Genomic DNA, 24,684 nt, shown 5'->3' with positions numbered 1-24,684 from the left:
TATTAATATATGAAAATGAAGATAATTTTAAAGGTTTTGGCTTGTCTGGCATTTATGTCTGCAGGCCTGAAAGCACAGGTTAAGCAGGTTAAACAGGTGACGCTAAAAGGTATCGTAACTGATGAACGAACGAAACAGCCGATTCCGGCTGTGACTTTGATGTCGGGAACTCCAGCAAAGCCGATAACTTTTACCAATGGAAATGGAGGTTTTACAACCTTGTTGCCAGTAGGAGCTACACTTGAGTTTAGATATATGGGTTACCATCCGCATAAAATAAAGGTCACAACAGAACAATTGAATCTGAATATCAAGCTCAAGGAAACGAATGAAAGTATGGATGAAGTGGTAATTCGTGGTTATGTTGCGCGTTCAAAAGAGGTAACTACAGGTTCATCATTCACCATTAAAGGTGAAGAATTACAGGATGTTCCGGTTGCAAATATTGAACAGTTACTGCAAGGAAAGGTACCTGGATTGAACATTCAGAACAATACTGGTGCTCCGGGATTCAGGGGAACTACCCAGCTTCGTGGTTTATCTACCTTGAATGTAAGTAATTCAAGTAATAACGATGCATTTTTGGAACCAACTTCTCCACTTTATGTAATTGATGGAATTCCTGTTGATGCGGACGTGGCAACGGAGATGGGATTTGATCTTCAGGGGCCGGGAATCAGTCCTTTATCACTTATCCCACAGGAAGATATCGAGAGTATTGAAATTTTACGTGATGCGCAGGCAACTGCATTGTATGGCTCTAAAGCAGTATATGGAGTAATCATTATTACTACAAAAAGAGGACAGTCTTTAATTCCAAGAATCAGGTATGTCAGTAACTTTTTTGTAAGCTCACCACCCGCCCTGAGGAAAACACTGGGGGGCAATAGTGAGCGTCGGTTAAAACTGGAGCAGATTTATGGTAATGCGCTGAATTTCGCCGATATCATGAGGATTTCCCAGGTTCCGATGTTGTCGGATAGTTTGAACAGTTACTATAATAATTCAACAAACTGGCAGGATATATTTTACCATAGCACTTATAATCAAACGCATAACCTTTCAATCGATGGAGGTGATAAGGAGTTTAATTATAAAGCAAATATGGGGTATTTTGCCAATAAGGGGGTGTTGAAGAATACGGGATTTAGCAGGTATACGCTGAATATGAACGCGGAACTAAAACCTAATGACCGTTTCAGATTTACAGCCTACTTTACCGGCGGTGTAGGAAAGCAGCAAAAGGGTGATGGACTAGGTTTTCTACAACGTGGTGTAGCCGACAATGCCCAGGCTTCGTCTTTACTTCCCGGACCATCATTTTATCAGGCCAGTAGTGGAGTGGTATCGGCATTGGAAACCATTAATGATAATTCATCACGAAATATCAGAACCAGTATTGACGCTTCATATATGTTTTTACCGGGCTTCAGGTTATTGTCCACTGTAAACTATAGTTATACTTCGAACCTTGAAGACACCTTTACTCCAGCAGCGGCCAATGGACAATTCTCCAGGGTTTATGGCTTTAACGGAAGAACTCATTCCTTATACAATAGGAATATGATTAATTACTCTGCTACATTTAAAGAAAAGCACAGTGTTTATGCATCACTGGCCAACGATATCAATGAGTCAAATGGGCAACAGTCTTCTGTACGACAGGACCGTACGCCTAACGATCAATTACAGGGACCATTGGGCTTTGATGGGTATTATTCGAAAGGTGGAGGAGTTTTAGGTTATAGCAATGATCGCAGAGCCTCTTTCTGGGGATCAGCCTCCTATGATTTTATGCGTAAATATGTATTGGATTTGTCTTACCGTATGGATGGAACTTCTGCCAGTGGATTAAATAATCCTTACTCTAAAAATCCGGCAGTAGGCTTGAGATGGAACTTCAATAAGGAGGAATGGTTGTCGAGCCTTAGCTGGTTGAATTCAGGATCAATCAGAATAAGCTGGGGAAAGAACATTACCCCAACAGGTAGTTTAAGAAGTATTTATGGTAAATATAACATAGGTGGCAACTATAACGGACAGCAAAGTATAGGTATTGATTTTGGTGCTATACCGAATCCAAATTTGCAGCCTAAAACACGCGAAATGTACAATTTAGGTACTGAGCTTAGTTTGTTTAAGGGGAAAGTAGACCTGAATTTCGATGCTTATTTTAGTGAAATAAAAAACGAGTTGTTTGATAGAACGATGTCCAATACCATCGGATTCAGTAACCTGCCAAGTAACGAGACCGGAATGGTAAATTATGGATATGAGTTGTATTTCGCAGTTCGTCCGTTATCCAATAATAGTCCGTTCAGACTAAACCTTTCATTTAATGGTGCATGGAACAATAACATTCTGACCCGTTTGCCTACAGGATATAACGGACAGCATATTGTTTTCTCTGGTGAGGACGGACAACATACCATTTTAAGGGTCGGAAGAAATTCATTGTCTAATTATCTGTATATCAATGAAGGTGTGTATGCTTATGACAGAGATGTTCCTGTTGATCCGGTAACAGGATTGCGCTATCAGGTTCAGCAGCGTTTTTATATGGCGGGTGATCCGATCATTAAAGATGTAAACGGTGATTATATTATGGACAGAAATGATTATCAGATTACGGGGAATTCACAACCTCTGCTAACGGGAGGGATGTCGGCTACACTGCAGTATAAGTCGTTGGGAGTCAATATATATACTTCGTATACAGCAAAAAGAACTATTCTGAACAATGCCCTGGCAAGTCGTTTGAGTATTATGAACGATCCATTTGCTGCGAAAGCTGTTGTTTCTCTTCCTGATGTAGATATGTGGCGTAAGGAGGGTGATATTGCTACTTATCCCTATGCTTATGATTATAAGCGTTATGGGGCGGTACGACCTTTCAGATATGATCAGAGTTTATGGGAGGAAGATGGAACTTATCTTAAAGTAAATAACGTAACTGTTTATTATACTTTTCCTAAGAGTTTTTCGAGACGTTTGGGTGCAAGCAACCTGAGGGTACAAGCAAGTGCTAGTAATGTGATAACCTTTTCGAGTTATTCCGGACCCAATCCTGAAAACGTAACGGCTCTGGGCAGGGATCTTTCGGCCGGCTATCCGCCTTCGAGAGACTATATATTTGGAATCAACCTGGAACTTTAACAGATACAATTATGAAAGCAATAAAAATATATATATCAGCGGCTATAATAGGAAGTTGTCTTGTATTACCAATGGGTTGCAAGAATTATCTGGATGTAAAGCCGCTTACTGAACTTACGGGTAATAATTTCTTTAAATCTAAGGGAGATGTAGAAGCAAATGTTACCAGTATTTATCTTAAATTTTTTGAAAAAATTAATGAAACATGGGTGATAGGAGCCATCGGTGAAACCCGATCAGGCGAGGTGTTTGCCGTTCCTGGCAACAGAAAGTTTGCCAGCACAAGAGTGGTAGATATCCTTGGTAAAAACAATTTAAACACGGTGCTTAGCGATGGAGATTTTTCTGGCTATCGTAAGATTATTAACTGGACCGGTTACTATCAGGCCATACAAAATTGCAATATCTTAATTGATAAACTTAATAAAGGAGTTCCCGGAGTTTCCGAAACCGAGAAAGCCAAATATATAGCAGAAGCTACTTTTATACGTTGTTTCACCTATTTCTGGATGGTAAGGCTATATGGTGATGTGGTATATTATACTCAGGCCTATCAGTCTGAACCTTTACCTCGCGAAAACATGGTGACGGTGATTAAAAAGTGTATTGCCGATATGAAGGCGCATGTTGATCAGTTGCCCTGGGTATATGATGACCCTGCATTACGTGGTGTGAGGGGAACTAAGGGGGCTGCGATCGCATTGATTATGCATATGAGCATGTGGAATGCAGGTTTTGATACTGGAAATGAAACAGCCTATTACCAGGAAACCGTAAAGTACGGTAGCGAACTAATGGCACAGAATAATCTTGCTTACTCATTGCTGCCGATAGAAAGATGGGCTGACGTAACAAAAGGACGCTCGGAGGAAAGCTTATTTGAATTTTATCGGAGTATTAACTATGGCGATGGTACGGGGAGTACTGCTCCATTTGCCGACCTTTTTCTAAGATATCCATATAAATTCCCGGCTAACCTTTTTCTTACCTCTTTTATGGTGTTCAGAGCAAGTTATATGCAAAAATTGTTTCCGCCAGATGTTGCTGATATGAGAAAGGAACTTTGGTACGAGGATATCTACGCCGATGATGGTCGGTTCACCATTCCAAAATTTGCAGGAAACGTTTTTGCATCAGGTGAGGAGGATAGGAATCCGGAGAACAGCTTTTTGATCTTCCGCTTAGCTGATGCGATCCTGTTACAGGCAGAAGCATTGGCAGAGCTAAATCGTGATGGGGAGGCTATCTCTCATTTGAATCTGGTTCGCGCAAGAGCTAAGGCCACGCCTTATTCGGCCGGGCAAGGGGATTTGAAAGATTTTATATTCCTGGAGCGATGCAGGGAACTTCAGGGAGAAGGGCATGCTTGGTTTGATTTGGTAAGAACAAAAAGAATTTTAAGTCAGCGCTGGGCTAATAATCCCTTAACACTTGATCAGTTTAATAGGGGAGCATGGACCTGGCCGATTGACAGGGAGTCCTTGAGAAACAATCCTTTAATGACACTTAATGATTACTGGATAAATAGTGAGGGAATCTAAATAAGAAAAAATGAATAAGATAAAAATTATTAGTAAAACCTATTTCCTTTTAGTAATGGCCATGTTCTTTTGCCTGGCAGGATGTAAGCGTGACGAATATTATATAGATGGGGGTAAAGCTGAGGCTAATTTTAATGGTACAATGCTGGAATATCTTAAATCAAGACCTGTTCCTTTTGATACTATTGCTACCATTGTTAAACTAGCCGGTATGGAAGATCTTTTTAACAAAGAGGAAATTACGTTTTTTGCGCCTACAGATTATGAAATCAAGGAGTTAATCGGCGATGTTAAAAAGTTAGGTAGCTTAAATGCAGCTTTATATAGAAATGGTAAGGATACGGTAAAAGCGCTGGACGATATCGATGGCACAATATGGGCCAAGTATTTGCAAAGGCATATCTTCAGGGGAGCAAAACGTTTGTCGGATTATCCGCAATATGATCCCGATCTCCGTGCTGTTTATCCAGGTCAGACTTATTATGCTTACAACAAAACGGTATCCAGAATAGGGGTCATTTATGGAGATGTAGGCGGTGTTCAGTATATCGGTCATAGATCATTAACCATCGGCTTCATAGACGATGTGTCGAATCCGGATCAGATATCTAACATGTTTCGTATCTCATCATCAGATATCAAACCTAAGAATGGGGTAGTTCATTCCCTGGCCCTCTACGGCTATGCATTTGGGCTTAATTCTGGAGATCTGATCTCTGATATGATCATTCGATAGAGATAACTAGACATTACAAATCAAAGAAAGAAATGAAGATGCGATTTATTAACAAATCAATATTTAAGGTCTTAGCTTTAATATTTATACTGAGTTCGTGTAAAAAGGAGACCAAAGAGTTCACAGAGCCATATACAACAAGTACCGAAGGCCTGGGAATTATTATGGATAGAGTTAAACCCCCGGTTCCGTCAAGCGGTATTGCAGGTACGGTGGTAACCGTTGCTGCTACTGGTATGATGCCCTATAAAGACCGTTTGGTATTTATGTTTAACGGGGAGAAAGCGGAAGTGCTGGAGGTTGCTGAAACCCATATCAAAGTGAAAGTTCCTGAATATGCAAGTACAGGCGTACTTTCAGTTGCGGTTGACGATGTACTGGCATTTGGTCCTCAATTTAAAGTAACCGGACTAATCAGTGCAGATCCTACATTCAGGGTGCCGAGTGGGGCTAATGGTGACGTGATGCAAATATTAAACCTTGCTGATTCCAAGCGTTTAATCGTTGGACGTTTCACCAATTACAACAATAAGGGAGCCGTGAGACCAATCAATCGTATTGTCAGTGTGTTTAGTGACTATTCCTACGATCCTAGTTTAAAAAGTGGCAAGGGTGCAAATGGGGGGGTCAATTCCATTATTGAATACAAAGGGAAATACCTGATTGCGGGATCCTTTAGCGGATATGATCAACGTGGGGAAAATATAAGTAACCTTACGATGTTAAACAAAAATGGATCAATAGATACAATGGGTATACATCCGTTCAGAAGACCGGATCAAAATGATACCATCAAATATTATCCAAGGTTTAATGCCGGAACAGATCGGGCGATTAATCAGATTCATCAAACTCCAGATGGTAAATTACTTGTAGCCGGCGGATTTAATTTCTTTATTAGTCGCCGTTATGACCAGCCTGATAAGCGCAAGGAGAACGATTCTGTAATACTGGATAGCATAAGGATACCGCAGATTCTGAGGTTAAATGCAGACGGAACGCTGGATAAATCATATCGTTTCAGTGAAGCACTTAACGAAGGGTTCAAAGCTGCTAACGGGCCTGTTAATGCGTTTATTCATAAAGATGTGAGGCACCAGGGAAAAGTTTTGCTTTATGGTAAATTTACCAGTTTTGATGAACAGGCTGCAAAAAATATTGTAAGGCTTAATGCTGATGGAACGATCGACAAAACCTTCAGTTTGGGTCTAGGCCCTGATAATGCTGTGCAATCAGCAATCTATAATGAGGTGCTTGATCGCTATGTTGTTACCGGACTGTTCAGGACCTATAATGGGAAAGCACAGGAGTTTTTAGCCGTGCTGAAATCTGATGGATCATTGGATGAGAGCTTTGTTCCAAAAGCATTCAATGCGCCCGGTTTGAATTTTGCCAAGCTACTTGATGATGGCTTAATGGTGGTAACAGGTTTTTTTAATAGCTATGGTGGAGTGGCCCGAAGTGGTTTCCTGATATTGGATAGAAGTGGTAATCTTGCCCCTGGCTATAATGCTACCGGATCGTTTAACGGCGTACTTAAGGACGCCATTGAAACGAAGTCGGACGACAACAAACGTGCGCTATTACTGATCGGATCTTTTACGCGTTTCAATAACGAAATCGCAAATAACATCATCCGGATCGTTCTGGAATAATCAGCCACATATTTTGAAAATCATAAAAATATAAAAATGAAAACAATCCATTATATCAAAAAAAACATGAAGCTACGCTGGGTATGCCTCTGCTTTTTGGGGATGCTTGCTGCCTGTAACTCTCCATTTGAGCGTATGATTCCTGAGCGTGAATATTCTGATTCGGCCAAAGTTGTATTTGGTAAACCCAAGGTGCTCTATATCATTGTTGATGGCGCCAGGGGAACTTCGGTGCGTAATGCACAGGCTTCAAATATCAACAGTTTGTTACCCGGATCTATTTATACATGGAACGGACTTTCTGATATTGATGCCACTACCAATGCTGCGAATTTTGCCAGCATGTTAACAGGAGTAAAAGCAACTAAACATGGAGTGAAATCTGATGATTTTTCACAAAATGAATTGACACAATATCCTGTGTTATTTGAAAGGATCAAGGATTTTGATCCGGAAATCAGGAGCGTGGTGTTTGCAAGATCGACCTTGCTTAAAAACCATCTTTGTACAGGAGCTACATTAAGCACAGCATATAGTGATGATGCAGCAGTTAAATCGGCAGTGGTAACCGATCTTGAAAATGAAGAGTCATCCATGATCGTCGCGCAGTTTTCAGGAGTAGACGAAGCAGGGAAAACATCGGGTTACGATTTGTCATTTCCGGCATATAAAGAAGCCATCCTAAAATTTGATGGTTATGTAGGCGAAATGATTTCTGCCCTGAAAAGGCGAAAAAGCTATAAAACCGAAAAATGGCTGGTCGTAATTTCTTCAAGTAAGGGTGGACCATTTCAAATTCCTGCGGCTGAAGATGATAAGACTGCTTTTAGCAAGCCTGAACTGAATACTTTTACCATTTTTCACAATACAGAATATTTCACCAGAATTATAACCAAACCATTTTTAGGAAGTAAGTTTCCGGGAAGTTTTATGAAGTTTTCTGGAAATTTAAAGGCTGTTAATGCAGCTGCAGACAATTCAATTTACAATTTCGGGGATTCGGAGTTTACGATTGAACTAAAAGTGAAAAAGAATGCAAATACCAATTATCCGAGTATGATCGGAAAGCGTAAGGATTGGACGCATAATGATATCGGATGGAATATCTTTTTGGAAAGTGGGTATTGGATGTTTAACGGTAGAGGTAATAAGAATGTCACCAGGCAGGTTAAGGGGGCCGATATGGCTATTGATACCTGGAATTCTATCGCTTTAGTTTGTGTGAATAAGGATGGAAAGCGTTATATCCGAACTTTTACCAATGGGAATTTCAATGTGCAGTCGGAGATTACAGATTTGGGACTTTTTGACAATAGTTTTCCAATAACAATAGGGAAGTTTGCGAGCAATGGATCTATGAACGGTTTCATCAGCGATGTTAAAATCTGGAAAGTTGCTATTCCTGATGATAAAATCAAGCAATTTTCATGCGATACTTATGTTGATCCCGGACACCCTTACTACGATTATCTGATTAGCTACTGGCCGATGATTGACGGTTCTGGTGATGTGTTTGAAGATCAGGGGCTTGCAAAGGTCGATCTTAAATTAGAAGGGGCAGCTTTTACATGGGATAGTTTCTCTGACCTGATCTGTTCGCCACCAGCAAGTAATTTAGCGCTTCTTGTTCCGGGAGCAGTTGATATTCCGGCACAGATTTACAGTTGGTTAAGGATACCGAGACAAGAAAGCTGGCTGTTAGACGGCCGTGTTTGGCAAGATCAATAATTGACAGCAGAAAAACTTAGAAAATAATAAAATGAAGATACTATCTAATACAAATAAGTGCCTTGTACTATTGTTTATTGTCTTATTTCAATCCTGTAAGGAGGAAGAGATGGAATATTTTGGTGCAGGAAAGGAAGTTCCAACGAGTGTTTCTCTTAAAGGTATATTGGGGCAGGTGAGCAGGGATGCCGAAAACATAAAAATTCCAATTGAGGTTAAACTCACTACCAGTGCTGCCCAGAGTTTTGATGCACATTTAACATTGGACGAGCAGGTTGTTACCAGTGCAATTACAGGTAATTTGCTGCCGAATACGGTGGCTATACCTAGTGAAACATTAATCGTTCCGCAAACAGTAATTATACCGTATGGTGCAACCAGTGCTATTTTTGAGGCGGTAATGAGTGTTCCTGAGCTTGAGAAATTCTATTTTTCAGGTAAAAAGGTTGCATTCGGACTGAGGTTAACCGGAGTAGCAAAAGGAAACAGTATCGATCAGAAAAAAAGCACCACAATTATTACAATTGATCCTCAGGAAATCATCGCCCCTAATCAAATGCATGCTTTATCCATTGTAAATGGGGGTGGAACTAAACTAGAAGTTTCTGGTACCGCCAATTATCTGCCAAGTGTGGCTTCAATAAGTATCCCTCTGGATATTGCATTGAGCGGAGCAGCTGGTCGTTCATTTACGGTTGATGTTTCTGTAAATAAAGATACTGTTGCTGTACTTAAATCCAACAATGTGCTGCCTGCTGATGCAGTATTGATGAATACCACCGAGTTTGATCTGCGTACAAGTGTTGCGATTGACCAGAGCAGTAATTCTGGTAAACTGGATGTAATCATTCCTTCATCAACATTGTTGAAGTACAAGGGAAATAAAATTGCCCTCGTCGTTCAGTTAACGGGAAGTAGCCGACATGTTATCCATCCGGAAAATAGGACTGTGGTATTGTTAATTGATCCTGCCAGTATAATTCTGGCGAATAGTTACGCACTATCCTTCCCCGGAAAAAACAATTCATTTTTTAACTTATATTTTAATGTTTTAAACTCATGAGAAGTAAGTATGCAATTATGTTAGCTCCTATTCTTTTGATTGTAATGTTGCTTTCTGCTGGATGCAAAAAAGAATTGGAACCAATTGAATCAGAGCCGGATGAGCTTAAGCCTCAAGTGAATTTTACGATAATTCCGGCTACTGAAAAAGATCCTTTTACTTTTTCTTTTAAAGGAGGGGCTATAAATTATAAGGACGTCATCTGGTCGTTCGGTGATGGAAGTAACGCTTTTGGAGTTGACGTTACCCATACCTTCAAAAGTCCGGGCGTGTTTAAAATAATGATGAAAGCACAGAATAGTCTCGGATATTGGGCGCAGCAGGAGGCCAAAATCACCATCAAGGCTGAAGATATACTCGATTTTTCAGTTAAACCGCAGCCCGATGGTACAATTAAGCTGGAACCTGAGCTGGTTGCTGATGTGGAAGAATTTAGTTGGTATTATGGAGAAAATGTTAATGGAGCGCTGATAGGGAGTGCACCTATAACTACTATTCCCGAACTTAAAGATGTTATCTTTACTTATGTTACAATGAAGATTAAAACAAAAGAGGGAGCCGCAGCTAGTATTTCAAAAATTGTCACCAATAAGGGAAGTCTGATTGATATTACATCAAATGGAATAGAGCTTACCGTTTCAAAAGAAGGAAATGGTGGTACAACTGGCGCTGAGGGGTCGTTGAAGTTGGTAGATGGATTATCGAGCACGAAAATGTTCGTAAATTCAGGCTATACCAATGCATACTGGGCCCAACAGGAAATCCTAACGCCAACGGTAGTAAACGGGTATATAATTATTTCCGCAAATGATGTGCAGGATAGAGATCCAAAGGATTGGGATTTTTTAGGTTCTCATGATGGTGTAACCTGGGTGAAGTTGGATTCCCGTGCTAATTATCTGAGTCCGTTGCGTTTTGAAACAAGATTATTCCTTTTTGATAATACTGTGGCTTATCGCTATTACCGACTGAATGTTAAGGCTGTTAAGGGCGGCACAACTATGCAAATGGCTGAATGGCGGTTGATGTATACGAAGTAGTGTACCCCCAACTTGCTCTTCCATTTTGGAAGAGCAAGTTTTTAAATTCGTCATCAGTTAAATAAATCTAAGCTGACAAAGAAATTGGTTCCTTTATTCAATTCGCTTTCAAGCCAGATTTTTCCGTTTTGTAATTCTACATAGGTTTTAGTTAGTTTTAACCCTAAGCCTACACCTTTTTCCTTATTGGTTCCATATGTCGAATTACTCTTTAAAGAAAATATGGATGACTGCTGATCCTGTGCAATTCCAATACCATCATCCTTTACTGATATGATGCATTTGCCATTCATATCAGATATGCTTAATGTCACTGTTCCGCCTGGTAAAGAAAATTTTATAGCATTATTTAATAAATTCCTGACAATGAGCTGTAACATATCAGGATCTGCAATTACCTTAAGGCTTTCATCTGCAAAAAAGAGAAGATTGATCTCTTTCTCTTTCGCTATACTTTTTTGCAAATTGACTGTATGTTTTAAGGTCTCGTAAATAAAAATTGGACTTAGGTTTACCTTAATTTCATCCATTTGATCTTTAGCCCATGACAATATATTCTGGAGCATTTCGGAAGTTTGTCTGGTAGAGGATAGCAGTTGCCTTTCGATTTCTATTTTTTCTTCATTGTTGAGATCCATCTCATTAAGTAGAGAAAGGTAGGTTTCTATAGATGATAGGGGGGAGTTGAGGTCATGAGCAACAATTGAAAATAATTTGGTTTTAGTTTGGTTACTATTTTCTAAAGCAATAAGACTATTTTTTGCCAGTTCTTTCTCCCGATTGTAGTTTTTTTTCATATACATCGTAATGATGGAGATGAGAATGATAACTTCAAAAAACGTTTGCGCTGTATCTATAAGTTTATGCTGCCGGTCAATATAAACTGTTTTTACCATTTCGGGATGCAAGTATTCTATAGTTAAAAGGATGGCCAAAAAAATAATGTTTAATGGTATCCATATCCAAAATTGCTTTTTTGGGGTTACTGTACTAAGGATGAAGATGATGACAATAAATGTAAACAGGTTGACCCCATTGGATCCATCTGCAACAAAATAAGTTCCTCCACAAAGTAGGTTAAACGAGATGGCAAATATTCCAATAGCGATGTTTAATTTATTCTTATATCTCGACAAATAATAACCAAATAACAAAACGGCAATTAAAGGAAGCATTAGGTAGCTATACAAATCTAATCCGATTGCAAAGTTTATTATGGCATTTATGGATGCCACAATAGCGGCAAAAATACTGACGGCATTAAAAATGCGGGATTCCATGGAGTATTGCAATTCATCTCCAATTAATGCAGACCAATTTTTCTTTATCAGGGCTGGGAACTTCAATTTAGGTTGATATAAATTCAAATATAGAAAATAATTTGACCATGGAGATCGTAGGCAGGGGAAATTGTTACCCTTTTGCTGTTCAAAACACTTGAAAGCATAGAAACACCTTGTTCAGTAAAACCATAGGTGCATACTTTATATTACCTCCTTGTTTCAAGGTGCCATTTTGGCTCCTTGAAAATTTATACTCTTCAGGGGTCAGTTCAAACATGAAATCGTCGGGGAAACGATCAATATTTCTTTTAACCTGCCTTTTAAGTTGTTTCGTATCTACTTCATAAAGTGCTGCCAGATCGCTATCTAGCATCACTTTTTGTTCGCGTATATAGTAGATTTGGTTCATGACAACTTCGTCAGGAATTGTTATAATATCTTTTTTATCAGTCATATTGCTTTATTAAGTGCCAAGTTAAACGTCAGTATTTTTATGGACTTAACAACAATCTACTGTTGATTATATATAAAATTCTCTTAATAATGCCATATCAGCACCCACCTTAATAGCTAAGACTTTGGGGCGTAATGTTGTGTAGTTTGAATGTCGGTATGACTAAGCATTTTGGATTCCGAATGATTCACCTTGTGATATGAATTTCGCCGTATTTCTGGAATCTTCTGAAAACAAAAAATCCTGAAGTCTTACGATTCCAGGATTTTTGTAGGCTTTGATACCTTGGCGGAGAGCGAGGGATTCGAACCCCCGGACCTATGACAGTCAACAGTTTTCAAGACTGCCGCATTCGACCACTCTGCCAGCTCTCCGCTGCAAAAGTACGAATACAGCCCGGTTCTGCAAACTAAGTGCATGAAAAATTAATAGTAAATTGATAAGGGCTTAAAAATGAGTTAGTAAATTTTTTATTTTTCGGAATTTTGAGGTGTAGAAGCCGGTTTTTTGAACATATTGAAGTTCGGTTTGATGATTTTTACACTCCGTTTCGACAGATCTACACTTGCATTCAGCTCAAAACCGATCAGCAAGATCAAAGAATTTAAATAAAGCCAGATCATCAGGATGATCAACACACTGATAGAACCGTATACTTTATTGTAAGAACTGAAGTTGTTGATGTAAAAAGAAAAACCAAGGATGGTTAAAAAAGCAAGAATGGTGGCTAACCAGGAACCGGCACTAAAGAAATGCCATTTCTTAGCATGAGCAGGACCGTAGCGGTACAAAATAGATATCGTCACAAAATATAAAATACCCAGGAGCGACCACCTGACTAATTGAATCACATAAGCAATCAAATTACCTTCTATGTCCAGTTGTTTGTCAATGTATTTTAACGCAAACTCGCCAACAAACATAGCGGTGATACAGGTTATTACCGAAAATGCAATGATAACTGTTAAAATTATCGCAATTAAACGTTGTTTGAGCCAGGAACGGGTTTCAATGATCAACGATGATTTGTTAAAAGCCATCATCAAACTATGCACCCCATTGGTAGCGAAAAATAAAGACAACAAAAATCCGAATGATAGTAAGCCTCCGTTTTGTTTGTTTACAATCTCATTTAACGTGGTCTCAAAAGCCTTAAAAGCATCACCTGGTAAGATGAGCTGAATAAACTCCATCAGCTGTTTCTGGAAGCCAATTCGCTTTGGTATAAAAGGAATAAGCGTAAATAAAAAGATGATAGCCGGAAATAAGGCCAGCATAAAATTATAGGCCAGTGAGGAAGCTTTGTTGACCAGAGAATCTTTGCCAATCTCTTTAAAAAAGAAAGAAGCAACAGTATACAAGGGAAGTGGGCTAAAACCAGGAAGAACACATACTTTTGTCCAGTCTATAAACAAAGCATAAATCCTGATTTTTAATAACTGTCTATGTACCCATTCCATTTCTTAGAGAAAATTAAACAAAATACTTTCTAACATTTTTCATGAAACTCTCCGGAGGAGCACATGGTCTCCGGGTTTCTTTATTTACAAAGACAAGTGTAGTGTTACCTACATTAATCAATTCGTTAGCCTCATTATAAATTTCATAATCTACCTTCAACCGAACAGTAGGGAGGTTACTTACTATTGATTTTATTGTAAGTACCTGGTTGTACAATGCAGGTTTTAAAAATTTAGACTGTAAATCTAAAATTGGCAGCATTACACCTTCGGCTTCCATAGCCTCATAACTCATGCCAGAACAGGCCTCAAAACACTCTGTTCTCGCCAGTTCATAATATTGAGCGTAGTTACTATGGTGTACCACACCCATTTGATCAGTTTCTACATAACGTACCCTAACCTTACTCTCGTATATAAACATTATTTAAAGATGTTACGTTTATTTAAAGCCTCTCTGTATTTTTTCGCGTTTAGCTCATGTTCCTGAACCGTAACCGCAAAGTTGTGGTAGCCTGAAAAATCTTCTTTAGCGCACATATAGATGTAATTGTTCTGATCTCTATTCAGTACAGCATCAATGGCATTGATACTTGGCATCATAATAGGACCAGGAGGCAAGCCTGCATATTTATAAGTATTGTATTTCGACTGTACCTGCAATAGAGAGTTTGTGACCCTTTTTACCGTAAAATCATTGTTGGCAAAAATAACCGTCGGATCAGCCTGTAACAAAATGCCTTTGTTTAACCTGTTCAGATAAAGACCAGCAATAATTGGCATTTCCTTGTCGTACAAAGCCTCAGCATCAACAATAGAAGCCAAAATAGAAACCTGGATAGGTGTAAGGTTTAAAGCAGCAGCTTTTTGCTTGCGCTCATCGGTCCAGAACTTTTCATATTCTTTGTGCATGCGGTCAAAAAAGTCAAGTGCAGTTACATTCCAGTACATTTCATAAGTATTTGGAATAAACATCACATAGCTGTTGTCTTTATTGAAACCGTATTTTTCTATCAGGGCAACAGAATCAAGCACATTGATAAAAGTTAAAGAATCGGGCTCAAGGTTGGCTGACAAATACGCTGCAAAGTTCTCCTTTTTTCTCAGGTTTTGAAACTTCAGTTTTACGGGATCCTGATTTCCGGATTTCAGCATATTGATAATGCTGCGGTTGTTCATCCCTTTTGTGAGTTTATAACGTCCAGGTTTTAAAGAACGGGCAAGATCCATTTTTGCAGCAGCCTGACTAAAAGTACCAATCTCAGTTAAAGCGTCTGTACGGCGGATTTCTTCAAATAAATCATCCAGATGATGTCCGGTCCTTACATATAGATATTTCACTTTACCAGATGTGTTTGCAGCGAAAAACACTTTGTAAAACTTTACCCCAAAATAGCCACCTACGGCTAAAATAGCTAATAAACCAAGCAATATAATTTTAGTGCTGGTTTTCATACTTTTCTTTTCGTTAGTCATATACTGAAAATAGATATTATTTGTTGGAAAGGGTAATGTTTACCGGGGTACCAATTTTAACTTTAATTAATGAATCTGTAGCAAAAGGATCTTGTCTGACAACAACAGCAGTTGTAGAGTCGGTAATGGTACCTTCATAGCTGATGATGCCAAGGTTAAGCATAGCACCGTTTCTAAGCGCAAATAAAGCTTCATCCTTTGTTAAGCCGATTAGAGAAGGTATTTCTACTTCTTCGTTTCCTTTCCCATCACCAAGTACCAGGTTTATTCTTGATCCTTTAGGAAGGCTCTCACCAGCTTTAATGATTTGTCCACCAAATGTAGCCTGTAATACTACGTCTCTGCTTACATCTGGTTTGTAGCTCGTATCACCTAATTTCAAACCAAAGCTCTCAATAAGTGCCTGCGCTTCCCTTAAGGATTTAAATTCTACATCAGGGAACTTGGCATTAGGTGCCAGAGCTGTATTGATGGTTAAGTAAATGGTACGGTTGTCTTTTACAAAAGTATTGGCTATCGGATCCTGATCTATCACCATACCCGGAGGAGAGTCCATAATGTATACAGAATCTACTTCGTAACGCAAGCCCAGTGCTTCAAGTTTTTCAACAGCTTGTGTAAATGCAAGGCCTTTTAATTCGGGTACATTTAAACCTTGTCCGTGTTTGGTATAATATCTTAAGCTAAAGAAAGCAACCATCAACAGCACCACAACAGTAAGTATTGCAGCAATGAGGTTGTTTCTAAAAGAGGTAGTCTTTAGATAAGATATGAATTTGCCCATATTGATTTGTTTCTTTTAAGGTATGAGGTCCAAATTTAGGCTAAAAAAATATTTTATTGGAATTAAAATAACATCTGCACCAACTAATTTATATTTGTGCATACAATTGGGAGTGTCTCTAAACTCCTTTAATACGCTTATATAATGAAGAAAATAATAGCATTACTAACCGGAGGAACTACCGGAGAGTGGGTAGTTTCGGTTAAAAGCGCTGCTACTATCGCACAAAATTTAGATACGGATAAGTTTGAAGTATATAAAATTATGCTGACGCAGCAGGGCTGGTTTTATGAACCCGCAGGCTCTGTGAAAATTGAGGTAGACAGAAACGACTTTTCATTAACCATAAAAGGAAAAAAAATCACCTTTGACGGGGTGTTTATAGCCATTCATGGTGCGCCGGGCGAGGATGGCAAATTACAGGGATACTTTGATATGCTTGGCTTGCCTTACACCACTTGTGATGCGCTGACTTCGGCAGTTACTATGAACAAGGGGTACACAAAAGCAATTGTGAATGGAATTAACAACTTAAATATTGCTAAGTCGGCCCAGATATTTAAAAATACCGCATACAATATTGAGCAGCTAAAAAAAGACCTTAATACGCCATATTTTGTAAAACCAAACAACGGTGGCAGTAGTATTGGTATGACGAAAGTTAACCATGCAAACGATTTGCAAAATGCAATAGATAAAGCCTTTAAAGAGGATAGTCAGGTGTTGATTGAGGAGTTTATTTCAGGCAGGGAGTTTACGGTTGGCGTAGTTAAGCTGGACGGAAAGATTGTGGTATTACCTGCTACTGAAGTAGAAACTGCTAAAGAGTTTTTTGATTTCGAAGCTAAATATACTCCAGGGGTTGCCACAGAAACTACTCCTGCGAAAATAAGAATTGAAACCCGTGAACGCGTGGAGCAGATTGCTCAGGAAGTATACCTGAAGTTGAACTGCCGTGGTGTGGTGCGGATAGATTTTATCTTGTCGGAAGATGAGGGTGACTTTTATTTTATCGAGATCAATACCATACCCGGACAAACAGCAACCAGCTTTATACCACAGCAAGTGGCGGCAGCTGGAATGAAACTGAATGATTTTTATACCAAACTAATCAGAGAAACAATAGGGTAGTAGAGCCTATATAATAAAAAAGCGTGGCACATTGTGCCACGCTTTTTTATTATATACAATTGTCCGTATACGGTCGTCATCTTGACGAAGGTGAGGGTCCCTCAAAGAAAGGATTTAAAACCTGAACCCAATACTTAAACCAGATCTTAATCCTGCCCATGGACCATCGAAATCAACTTTTGCACCTTCGGCGGTAACTTCAGATTTAACTTTAACCAAAGGAAGGCCTTGAAGGTCTTCAAGTGCATCTCTTAATGCTTGCTGCTCGTCAGCATCAAATCCATTGGCACTTTTTCCAGAAATATAGCCTTTTGAAGTACCGTAATTAGGACCTAAAATCCACCAATCCAGGTAAACCAATTTGCTTAATTTCCATTGTGCACCGAATAGTAAACCACCTGTTAATGCAGTAACGTCACCACTAAGGTTTATTTGTTCTTCTCTTGTTATTGTATTTGTTCCATTAGTTACGTCTACCTCGAAGTTAAAAGGAACATCTGCGCTAAACTTTGAGTATCTTACAAAAGGAGCTACATAAAAGCCTCTAAATACGCCTTTACCCATGTAAAATCTAACCTCTGGTGTAATGGCAAAGTTTCCGGTTTTGAAATCCTTGATGCTATTCCAGGTTTCTTCATCATCAATAAGGTCTTTTACTTTTGACGAGAAAGGAACGTTTGATTTTGGTGCGAACCTAACGCCAACTGCTACCGCTATTTTTTTAGCAACAGCACGCTCGTATTGAAAAGAATAGTTTTTTAATGCAAGTGCAGCAAAATTCCATTTCACAAGGTTTTTGCTCTCTGCCTCAGTTGTGGTGTCCTGGGCATTTACTGATCCTGCGGAACAGAAAACTAAAGCCACTAGAAGAAATAATGAATGTTTAGTAATGTTTTTTTGCATAAAATAATCTTTATATTTAAATATTTTTTCTCCAAAGTTAGAAAAGTGGCCCCGATTTAAAAATACCTACTTATAGGTATTTTTAAATCGCTATGCTTAACTTCGGACAGGCCAAAATTTACCTGACCTATGATCATAAAATATTTGCTAAGTCATCATTACCAGCCGGTTCTCTATAAAAAAGGAACTGTAATTTACGAACCCGGAGCTCAGCCAAAAGCTGTTTACTTCATTAAAAGCGGGGAAGTACGCATGGTTACGGTAAATGATGACGGCAAAGAATTCATTCAGGGGATATTTAAAGCGAACCAATATTTTGGTGAACCAGCTTTGCTGGTGAATAAACCTTATCTGGCTTATACCATTGTAACCAGAGATGCCGAAATTATAACCGTTAACAAAGATCAGTTTTTTAAATTACTCGAAGAGGAGCGTTCTTTTAGTATGGATTTGATTAAAACGTTAAGTGATCGCTTATTTTACAAATCGATGATGTTGGAGGAGCTGGCTAATGAGCAGGCTGAACATCGTATCATTACCCTGATCAGCTATCTGTTTAAAAACCTTGAAAAAGACGCTGTATTGGATATAACAAGGCAACAATTGGCTGATATGAGCGGTTTGAGGGTCGAAACAGTCATCCGTATTGTGAAAAAACTGGCCGATCAGAAAGTCTTGAAATTACAGCGTGGAAAGATTATAAAACTGCAAATATGATCTATGTCATAAATTGGGAATCGTAGGTTGCGTATCTTTGTCTTAGATAACAAAAAGAGGTAACAGATAACTAGAAGAGCGATGAAACCGATATCAAAATTACAAGCTGTAATACAATGTAAATGTCCAAGATGCCGTGAAGGTGCAATCTTTACAGGTAATATGTATGCTTTAAAAGCACAGGGTACAAACGAGTTTTGTCCTGTTTGCAACCTGCGCTTTGAACGTGAGCCTGGATTTTTCTATGTAGCGATGTTTATCAGCTATGCGATGAACGTTGCTGAAATGATTACCATTAGCGTGGCGGCTTATATTCTTGGCCTCGACCTGGTTTACGAAAACCTATGGATTTATGCAGGGATTATACTGGTAGGTGTATTGTTGTTCTCACCTTTTAACTACCGGTACTCACGTGTTTTCCTGTTACACTGGTTAACTCCTGGTTTAGGTTATGAGCCTAAGGCTAAACCTTAACCGTTTTCCATTTTCCTTTTTTAAACAGGATGAACCCGGCAAGAGCAATGCCTGTTTCTGCAACCGGAATAGCAATAAAAACTCCCGTTGGCCCCATGCCAAATTGTTTGGCTAAAATATAAGCCAGCGGGATTTGAAATAACCAGAATCCAAAAAAGTTAACCCATGTTGGTGTCCAGGTATCGCCGGCACCATTAAAGGTACTCATCAATACCATGCCGATTCCGTAACAGATATAACCAACGCTCATAATCTGCAATGCAGTGATGGCCACATCCTGTATCAGCCTGTCGTTACTAAAGAAGGAAATAAAGTACCTGCCACCCGCGAAAGTAAAGATCATCACCAATACCATATATATAACGATATACTTGGCTGTCTTCATCACCGACTGCTCAGCACGTAGCAATTGTTTTGCTCCGAGATTTTGCCCCACTAATGTCGCTGCAGCGTTACTCATGCCCCAGGCCGGTAACATGAAGAACATCATTAACCGTAAAGCTGTTTGATAACCCGCTGAGCCATGATCGCCACCGGTTGTTGCCACCAGTTGCGCCAGAAAGATCCAGCTGCAGGAAGCAATTACAAATTGGAAAATACCGGGGGTCGCAATTTTTAATAAGGCCTTAATTTGTTCCCAATGTGGCTTCAAATAAGCTAGTTTGATTTTTAAAACACCCCTGCCATTAAATAAATGGTAAAGTTGATAGCATACACCAATACCCCGGCCAATAGAAGTAGCTAAGGCAGCACCAGTTAAACCAAATCCAGGAATTGGACCGAAACCATTGATGAGTACAGGACATAAAATGATATTGGCAATGTTTGCAATCCATAGGCTTTTCATGGCGATGGCAGCATTTCCTGCGCCTCTGAATATTCCGTTGATTAGGAAAAGTAGTACTATGATAACACTTCCGCCCATCATAATACGCATAAATGGAGTACCCTGCCTGGCTGTTTCTTCTGATGCGCCCATCAGTAATAAGATATCGGTGGCGTAAATTAACCCTACAATGCTAATGAGGATGTTAAAGCATACTGCTACAAAGATGGCTTGCATACCGGCCTTTCCGGCCGCTTCGGGATCTTTCTCGCCCACGCGTCTGGCTACAACGGCGGTAGCGGCCATGCTCATCCCGATAGCCAGAGAATAGATAATGGTCAATACAGATTCAGTAAGGCCAACAGTTTGTATAGCATGACTGCTGTTGTGTAGGTGCCCAACAAAGTAAAGATCTACCAGCGCGAATACCGATTCCATAGCCATTTCGAGCATCATAGGTATAGCGAGCAGGAGCACAGCGCGACGCATGCTACCTTGCGTAAAGTCGAGTTCTTCGCCTTTAAAGGCTTGTTTTAAAAGAGTGAAAATTTGAGATAGCTTGCCCATGGCAGCTGTTTGTTGTTGTGGCATAAAAAAAGAAAAGTATAATGTAAAAACCTATTGCCAGTATGAAATACTGGGGATGATGTTTGTCGGGAAGTTGGAGTCCTCGGTCTTAGAACCTCATACGGACTGCAAAAATTCTCATCGTTTTGCGGTTAGGTATAACACAAATATATAATTATATACTTAAAATGTTTTATCACAGCTGAATTTTTATTAAAAAAAACGTTTTTAGCAGCCTGGAGTATACAGATCTATTGAGTTCGGAAAGCGTTTGTTATGAGTGCGCCCTGCTTAAATAACTCTAGCGTGGTGAGTCCGCCTTTTTACTGAAAAAAGGCGGACTCACCGCGGACTCATGGCGCTCTCACTGTGCTCACATAGTGAACGCTTTCCCAACCTAGATGGGAGCTGGTTACTTTGTTTTAACCAGCTATATTTAAAGGATAATTTATTGAAATGTTAGATGCTGTAAGCCTGGATCATTTCTTCGTTGACTTTGCAGCCTCTACCAGTTGTAGTGTCGATCATCACGTAATCAAACCAGCCATCCGAAGCAATCTTTCCCGTGCGCTTGTTTTCGATCTCAAACTGAACACGACAGCCTTTTTCATTAATGGTCAGGATGCCTGTACGAATCAGGATCACATCACCAAGTACCAGCGGACGTTTAAAATCAACCAATGCAGTGCGCACTACCCAACCAAAACCACTTTTTAGAAATGATTCCATTGGCATTTTATAAAATTCAGCCATTTGATCATAACGGGCAGCAAGTACATAGTCGAAATATTTGCTGTTATGAACATGGTTAAACATGTCAATATCATCAGGACGTACTTTTAATTCACTTTGAAATATGCTGTATTGACTTTTTTCCATGTTTAAATGATTGTTGCCGCAAAAATAGGGTTTAGATTTTAATATGTTTAGGCTTGATGTGGATATTAAAACCAGATGACATTTGTATATATAGTTGTTAATCACCAAAACATACAGTATCTTTGCAGCAATTAATTAATTTATAAACACTTTAGTATCATTCAAGAATGTATTTAAGTAAAGAATCAAAAGCCGAGATTTTCAAAAAACACGGCGAAGTAGAAACAAACACGGGTTCTGCAGAAGGTCAGGTAGCGTTATTTACATATCGTATAGCGCACTTAACAGAGCATTTAAAGAAAAATCGTAAAGATTTCTCTACTCAGTTAGCACTACAAAAATTAGTAGGTAAACGTCGCGGTATTTTGGCTTACCTGTTTAAAAAAGATATTGAGCGCTATCGTGCTATCATCAAGACTTTAGGTCTAAGAGATATCATCAAGCCTTTGGGGTCGAAAGACAACAAATAAGCGTACTTATATCAAGAAAAGCCATTCTTCAGGGGATGGCTTTTTTACTTTTCTGATAAAATTGTTTGAGTTTTATCTTAAGTTTGGAAAACAAAAAAAACAATATATAAACAAGGTGTGTCGAAAGAGGAAAATACACCACAACTATTATTAAATGAATGTAATAAAAAAGACGTTCGATCTGGGCGATGGAAGAACAATTGAAATTGAAACAGGTAAATTAGCTAAACAGGCTGATGGTTCGGTAGTGGTAAGAATGGGTGATACCATGCTATTGGCTACAGTAGTATCGACAGTTGGCGCAAAAGCAGGTGTTGATTTTTTACCTTTATCGGTAGATTATCAGGAGAAATATGCTGCCGCAGGACGTATTCCGGGTGGTTTTCTTCGTCGCGAGGCAAGATTGTCAGACTATGAAGTTTTGATTTCAAGATTGGTTGACCGTGCTTTACGCCCAATGTTCCCAGAGGATTACCACTCTGATACGCAGGTGATGATCTCTTTGATCTCGTCTGATAAAAATATTATGCCTGATTGTTTAGCTGGTTTAGCAGCCTCTGCTGCGATCGCGGTTTCAGATATCCCGTTTAACGGACCAATCTCTGAAGTACGTGTAGCTAAAATTGACGGTAAATTGGTGATCAACCCTTACGTAAGTGATTTGGAACGTGCTACAATGGAATTCCTTGTTGCAGGTACAGAAAGAGATATCGTAATGGTGGAAGGTGAGTGTGATGAGATTTCTGAAGCTGAAATGGTGGAAGCAATCGAGTTTGCACATAAAGCTATCATCGTTCAGGTTCAGGCTCAGAAAGAACTGACTGAATTGGTAGGTAAAACAGTAAAACGCGAATATTCTCATGAAGACAGCAACCTGGAGTTAAGAGCTCAGGTGTTTGCTGCTACTTATGATAAAGTATACGCTGTTGCGAAAAGTAATACAAGCAAAGGTGAGCGTGGAGATGCATTTGGAACTATCTTAATGGATTTCATCGCTACTTTAGGTGAAGATATTGATGATGTAACTGGCTTCCTGGCTAAAAAATATTTCCATGATGTACAGTATGATGCCATCCGTAACCTGGTATTAGACGAAGGAATTCGTTTAGATGGCCGTGATGTACGTACAGTACGTCCTATCTGGAGTGAAGTTGGTTATTTGCCTGCTGCTCACGGATCGGCTGTATTTACACGTGGAGAAACTCAATCATTAACTACAGTTACTTTAGGTTCTAAAGATGATGAGCAAATGATTGATGGTGCTTTCATCAATGGATACAATAAATTCCTTTTACACTATAATTTCCCAGGTTTCTCAACTGGTGAGGTTCGTCCGAACAGAGGTGCTGGTCGTCGCGAAATTGGTCATGGTAACCTGGCTATGCGTTCATTGAAGAAAGTATTACCTGGATTAGAAGAAAATCCATACACAATCCGTATCGTTTCTGATATCCTTGAATCTAACGGTTCTTCATCAATGGCAACTGTTTGTGCTGGTACTTTAGCATTAATGGATGCTGGTATTAAAATCAAAGCTCCGGTGTCGGGTATTGCAATGGGATTGATCACTGATGAGAAAACTGGTAAATATGCAATCCTTTCTGATATTCTAGGTGATGAAGATCATTTAGGAGATATGGACTTTAAAGTTACTGGTACTGAAAAAGGTATTGTAGCTTGCCAGATGGACTTAAAAATCAATGGCTTGAAGTGGGAAGTGTTAACAAATGCTTTAAACCAGGCTAAAGAGGCTCGTTTACACATCTTGAATGAGATGAAAAAAACAATCTCTGCACCTCGTGAGGATTATAAAGACCACGCTCCGCGTATCGTTTCTTTAACTATTGATAAAGAATTTATTGGCGCTGTAATTGGCCCAGGTGGTAAAATTATTCAGGAAATGCAACGTGAAACTGGTGCATCTATCTCTATCGAAGAGGTTGGTAACAAAGGTATCGTTGAAATCTTTGCTGATAATAAAGCTGCAATTGATGCTGCTGTTGGCCGTATTAATGCAATTGCTGCTAAACCGGAAATTGGTGCTACTTACGATGGTAAAGTAAAATCTATCATGCCATTTGGTGCGTTCGTAGAAATTATGCCAGGTAAAGACGGATTATTGCATATCTCTGAGATTGCATGGGAACGTTTAGAAACTATGGATGGCGTACTTAAAGAAGGTGATAAAATTCAGGTTAAACTTTTGGATGTTGATAAACAAGGTAAAATGAAGCTTTCAAGAAAAGCGTTATTGCCTCGTCCACCAAGACCAGAAGCAGCTGCTACGGAAAATAAGCCAGCTTAATTTTAGCTGACCCAAATATTGAAGAACCCCGCAATT

General features: G+C 39.2%; 21 protein-coding genes and 1 tRNA gene. 12 read left to right on the top strand and 10 right to left on the bottom strand.

All coding sequences use genetic code 11. The features are described from left to right. Positions 1-15: 15 nt before the first annotated feature. The 7 genes from R2Q84_RS03210 to R2Q84_RS03180 are packed head-to-tail and all read left to right on the top strand — an operon-like array spanning position 16 to position 10,919. Positions 16-3,156 (top strand): SusC/RagA family TonB-linked outer membrane protein, encoded by a 3,141-nt coding sequence (locus tag R2Q84_RS03210; protein ID WP_316815083.1) that lies wholly within the window; start codon positions 16-18, stop codon positions 3,154-3,156. A gap of 11 nt (positions 3,157-3,167) precedes the next feature. Then, complete coding sequence (locus R2Q84_RS03205) at positions 3,168-4,697, top strand: RagB/SusD family nutrient uptake outer membrane protein (RefSeq protein ID WP_316815082.1); 1,530 nt, start codon at positions 3,168-3,170, stop codon at positions 4,695-4,697. A gap of 10 nt (positions 4,698-4,707) precedes the next feature. Further along, entirely contained in the window at positions 4,708-5,433 is a 726-nt protein-coding gene (locus R2Q84_RS03200) for a hypothetical protein (protein ID WP_316815081.1), read from the top strand. Between the two features lie 32 nt (positions 5,434-5,465). Further along, positions 5,466-7,088: a DUF5008 domain-containing protein gene (locus tag R2Q84_RS03195; RefSeq protein WP_316815080.1), complete on the top strand. Its 1,623-nt coding sequence runs from the start codon at positions 5,466-5,468 to the stop codon at positions 7,086-7,088. A 36-nt stretch (positions 7,089-7,124) separates the two neighbouring features. Then, a complete protein-coding gene (locus R2Q84_RS03190; protein WP_316815079.1) occupies positions 7,125-8,816 on the top strand; it encodes a LamG-like jellyroll fold domain-containing protein in 1,692 nt (563 codons plus the stop codon). Between the two features lie 31 nt (positions 8,817-8,847). After that, complete coding sequence (locus R2Q84_RS03185; protein WP_316815078.1) at positions 8,848-9,879, top strand: hypothetical protein; 1,032 nt, start codon at positions 8,848-8,850, stop codon at positions 9,877-9,879. Beyond that, positions 9,876-10,919: a PKD domain-containing protein gene (locus R2Q84_RS03180; protein WP_316815077.1), complete on the top strand. Its 1,044-nt coding sequence runs from the start codon at positions 9,876-9,878 to the stop codon at positions 10,917-10,919. Before R2Q84_RS03185 ends, R2Q84_RS03180 begins: the two co-directional genes overlap by 4 nt. 53 nt (positions 10,920-10,972) lie before the next feature. Here R2Q84_RS03180 and R2Q84_RS03175 read toward each other — a convergent pair whose 3' ends face one another. The 7 genes from R2Q84_RS03175 to R2Q84_RS03145 form a co-directional block, all read right to left on the bottom strand. Beyond that, positions 10,973-12,286, bottom strand: a complete 1,314-nt coding sequence (locus R2Q84_RS03175) for a HAMP domain-containing sensor histidine kinase (RefSeq protein WP_316815076.1) — start codon at positions 12,284-12,286, stop codon at positions 10,973-10,975. Between the two features lie 61 nt (positions 12,287-12,347). Continuing rightward, positions 12,348-12,656: an ORF6N domain-containing protein gene (locus tag R2Q84_RS03170; protein ID WP_316815075.1), complete on the bottom strand. Its 309-nt coding sequence runs from the start codon at positions 12,654-12,656 to the stop codon at positions 12,348-12,350. Between the two features lie 286 nt (positions 12,657-12,942). Continuing rightward, a tRNA-Ser gene (locus tag R2Q84_RS03165) sits at positions 12,943-13,030 on the bottom strand. A 96-nt stretch (positions 13,031-13,126) separates the two neighbouring features. Beyond that, complete coding sequence (locus R2Q84_RS03160; RefSeq protein WP_316815074.1) at positions 13,127-14,116, bottom strand: YihY/virulence factor BrkB family protein; 990 nt, start codon at positions 14,114-14,116, stop codon at positions 13,127-13,129. A 13-nt stretch (positions 14,117-14,129) separates the two neighbouring features. After that, positions 14,130-14,540 (bottom strand): thioesterase family protein, encoded by a 411-nt coding sequence (locus R2Q84_RS03155; RefSeq protein ID WP_316815073.1) that lies wholly within the window; start codon positions 14,538-14,540, stop codon positions 14,130-14,132. Next, entirely contained in the window at positions 14,540-15,592 is a 1,053-nt protein-coding gene (mltG, locus tag R2Q84_RS03150; protein ID WP_316815072.1) for an endolytic transglycosylase MltG, read from the bottom strand. Before mltG ends, R2Q84_RS03155 begins: the two co-directional genes overlap by 1 nt. 16 nt (positions 15,593-15,608) lie before the next feature. Continuing rightward, positions 15,609-16,376: a PASTA domain-containing protein gene (locus R2Q84_RS03145; protein WP_316815071.1), complete on the bottom strand. Its 768-nt coding sequence runs from the start codon at positions 16,374-16,376 to the stop codon at positions 15,609-15,611. Positions 16,377-16,520: 144 nt separating this feature from the next. Here R2Q84_RS03145 and R2Q84_RS03140 point away from each other — a divergent pair, with 144 nt between their 5' ends. Then, positions 16,521-17,507, top strand: coding sequence for a D-alanine--D-alanine ligase (locus R2Q84_RS03140; RefSeq protein WP_316815070.1), 987 nt, complete (start codon positions 16,521-16,523; stop codon positions 17,505-17,507). A gap of 114 nt (positions 17,508-17,621) precedes the next feature. Here R2Q84_RS03140 and R2Q84_RS03135 read toward each other — a convergent pair whose 3' ends face one another. After that, complete coding sequence (locus tag R2Q84_RS03135) at positions 17,622-18,410, bottom strand: DUF3575 domain-containing protein (RefSeq protein ID WP_316815069.1); 789 nt, start codon at positions 18,408-18,410, stop codon at positions 17,622-17,624. Positions 18,411-18,539: 129 nt separating this feature from the next. On the opposite strand from R2Q84_RS03135, the gene R2Q84_RS03130 reads away from it, so the two are divergent. Both R2Q84_RS03130 and R2Q84_RS03125 read left to right on the top strand, forming a co-directional pair. Further along, positions 18,540-19,127 carry a Crp/Fnr family transcriptional regulator gene (locus R2Q84_RS03130; protein WP_316815068.1) on the top strand — a complete coding sequence of 196 codons (588 nt, stop codon included), beginning with the start codon at positions 18,540-18,542 and terminating at the stop codon, positions 19,125-19,127. 81 nt (positions 19,128-19,208) lie between these two features. Continuing rightward, positions 19,209-19,601 (top strand): DUF983 domain-containing protein, encoded by a 393-nt coding sequence (locus R2Q84_RS03125; RefSeq protein WP_316815067.1) that lies wholly within the window; start codon positions 19,209-19,211, stop codon positions 19,599-19,601. On the opposite strand, the gene R2Q84_RS03120 is transcribed toward R2Q84_RS03125, so the two are convergent. After that, positions 19,591-21,018 (bottom strand): MATE family efflux transporter, encoded by a 1,428-nt coding sequence (locus tag R2Q84_RS03120; RefSeq protein ID WP_316815066.1) that lies wholly within the window; start codon positions 21,016-21,018, stop codon positions 19,591-19,593. The genes R2Q84_RS03125 and R2Q84_RS03120 overlap by 11 nt on opposite strands. Positions 21,019-21,453: 435 nt before the next feature. After that, complete coding sequence (locus R2Q84_RS03115; RefSeq protein WP_316815065.1) at positions 21,454-21,873, bottom strand: acyl-CoA thioesterase; 420 nt, start codon at positions 21,871-21,873, stop codon at positions 21,454-21,456. Between the two features lie 167 nt (positions 21,874-22,040). On the opposite strand from R2Q84_RS03115, the gene rpsO reads away from it, so the two are divergent. After that, the gene (gene rpsO / locus R2Q84_RS03110) at positions 22,041-22,343 is read left to right on the top strand and encodes a 30S ribosomal protein S15 (protein WP_316815064.1); all 303 of its coding nucleotides are present in this window, start codon (positions 22,041-22,043) and stop codon (positions 22,341-22,343) included. Between the two features lie 154 nt (positions 22,344-22,497). Continuing rightward, positions 22,498-24,648 carry a polyribonucleotide nucleotidyltransferase gene (gene pnp / locus R2Q84_RS03105; protein ID WP_316815063.1) on the top strand — a complete coding sequence of 717 codons (2,151 nt, stop codon included), beginning with the start codon at positions 22,498-22,500 and terminating at the stop codon, positions 24,646-24,648. The last annotated feature ends 36 nt before the right edge of the window (positions 24,649-24,684 follow it).

Source organism: Pedobacter nyackensis, from assembly GCF_032678475.1.
GTDB classification, from domain to species: domain Bacteria; phylum Bacteroidota; class Bacteroidia; order Sphingobacteriales; family Sphingobacteriaceae; genus Pedobacter; species Pedobacter nyackensis_A.
Note: the sequence above shows the minus strand (reverse complement) of the source record. Positions and strands in the feature narration are given on the sequence as shown.

Bases quoted from the DNA above. Each gene is read 5' to 3' on its own strand.
- R2Q84_RS03210 (WP_316815083.1), top strand. From the start codon at position 16: ATGAAGATAATTTTAAAGGTTTTGGCTTGTCTGGCATTTATGTCTGCA.
- R2Q84_RS03205 (WP_316815082.1), top strand. From the start codon at position 3,168: ATGAAAGCAATAAAAATATATATATCAGCGGCTATAATAGGAAGTTGT.
- R2Q84_RS03200 (WP_316815081.1), top strand. From the start codon at position 4,708: ATGAATAAGATAAAAATTATTAGTAAAACCTATTTCCTTTTAGTAATG.
- R2Q84_RS03195 (WP_316815080.1), top strand. From the start codon at position 5,466: ATGAAGATGCGATTTATTAACAAATCAATATTTAAGGTCTTAGCTTTA.
- R2Q84_RS03190 (WP_316815079.1), top strand. From the start codon at position 7,125: ATGAAAACAATCCATTATATCAAAAAAAACATGAAGCTACGCTGGGTA.
- R2Q84_RS03185 (WP_316815078.1), top strand. From the start codon at position 8,848: ATGAAGATACTATCTAATACAAATAAGTGCCTTGTACTATTGTTTATT.
- R2Q84_RS03180 (WP_316815077.1), top strand. From the start codon at position 9,876: ATGAGAAGTAAGTATGCAATTATGTTAGCTCCTATTCTTTTGATTGTA.
- R2Q84_RS03170 (WP_316815075.1), bottom strand. From the start codon at position 12,656: ATGACTGATAAAAAAGATATTATAACAATTCCTGACGAAGTTGTCATG.
- R2Q84_RS03160 (WP_316815074.1), bottom strand. From the start codon at position 14,116: ATGGAATGGGTACATAGACAGTTATTAAAAATCAGGATTTATGCTTTG.
- R2Q84_RS03155 (WP_316815073.1), bottom strand. From the start codon at position 14,540: ATGTTTATATACGAGAGTAAGGTTAGGGTACGTTATGTAGAAACTGAT.
- mltG (WP_316815072.1), bottom strand. From the start codon at position 15,592: ATGACTAACGAAAAGAAAAGTATGAAAACCAGCACTAAAATTATATTG.
- R2Q84_RS03145 (WP_316815071.1), bottom strand. From the start codon at position 16,376: ATGGGCAAATTCATATCTTATCTAAAGACTACCTCTTTTAGAAACAAC.
- R2Q84_RS03140 (WP_316815070.1), top strand. From the start codon at position 16,521: ATGAAGAAAATAATAGCATTACTAACCGGAGGAACTACCGGAGAGTGG.
- R2Q84_RS03135 (WP_316815069.1), bottom strand. From the start codon at position 18,410: ATGCAAAAAAACATTACTAAACATTCATTATTTCTTCTAGTGGCTTTA.
- R2Q84_RS03130 (WP_316815068.1), top strand. From the start codon at position 18,540: ATGATCATAAAATATTTGCTAAGTCATCATTACCAGCCGGTTCTCTAT.
- R2Q84_RS03125 (WP_316815067.1), top strand. From the start codon at position 19,209: ATGAAACCGATATCAAAATTACAAGCTGTAATACAATGTAAATGTCCA.
- R2Q84_RS03120 (WP_316815066.1), bottom strand. From the start codon at position 21,018: ATGCCACAACAACAAACAGCTGCCATGGGCAAGCTATCTCAAATTTTC.
- R2Q84_RS03115 (WP_316815065.1), bottom strand. From the start codon at position 21,873: ATGGAAAAAAGTCAATACAGCATATTTCAAAGTGAATTAAAAGTACGT.
- rpsO (WP_316815064.1), top strand. From the start codon at position 22,041: ATGTATTTAAGTAAAGAATCAAAAGCCGAGATTTTCAAAAAACACGGC.
- pnp (WP_316815063.1), top strand. From the start codon at position 22,498: ATGAATGTAATAAAAAAGACGTTCGATCTGGGCGATGGAAGAACAATT.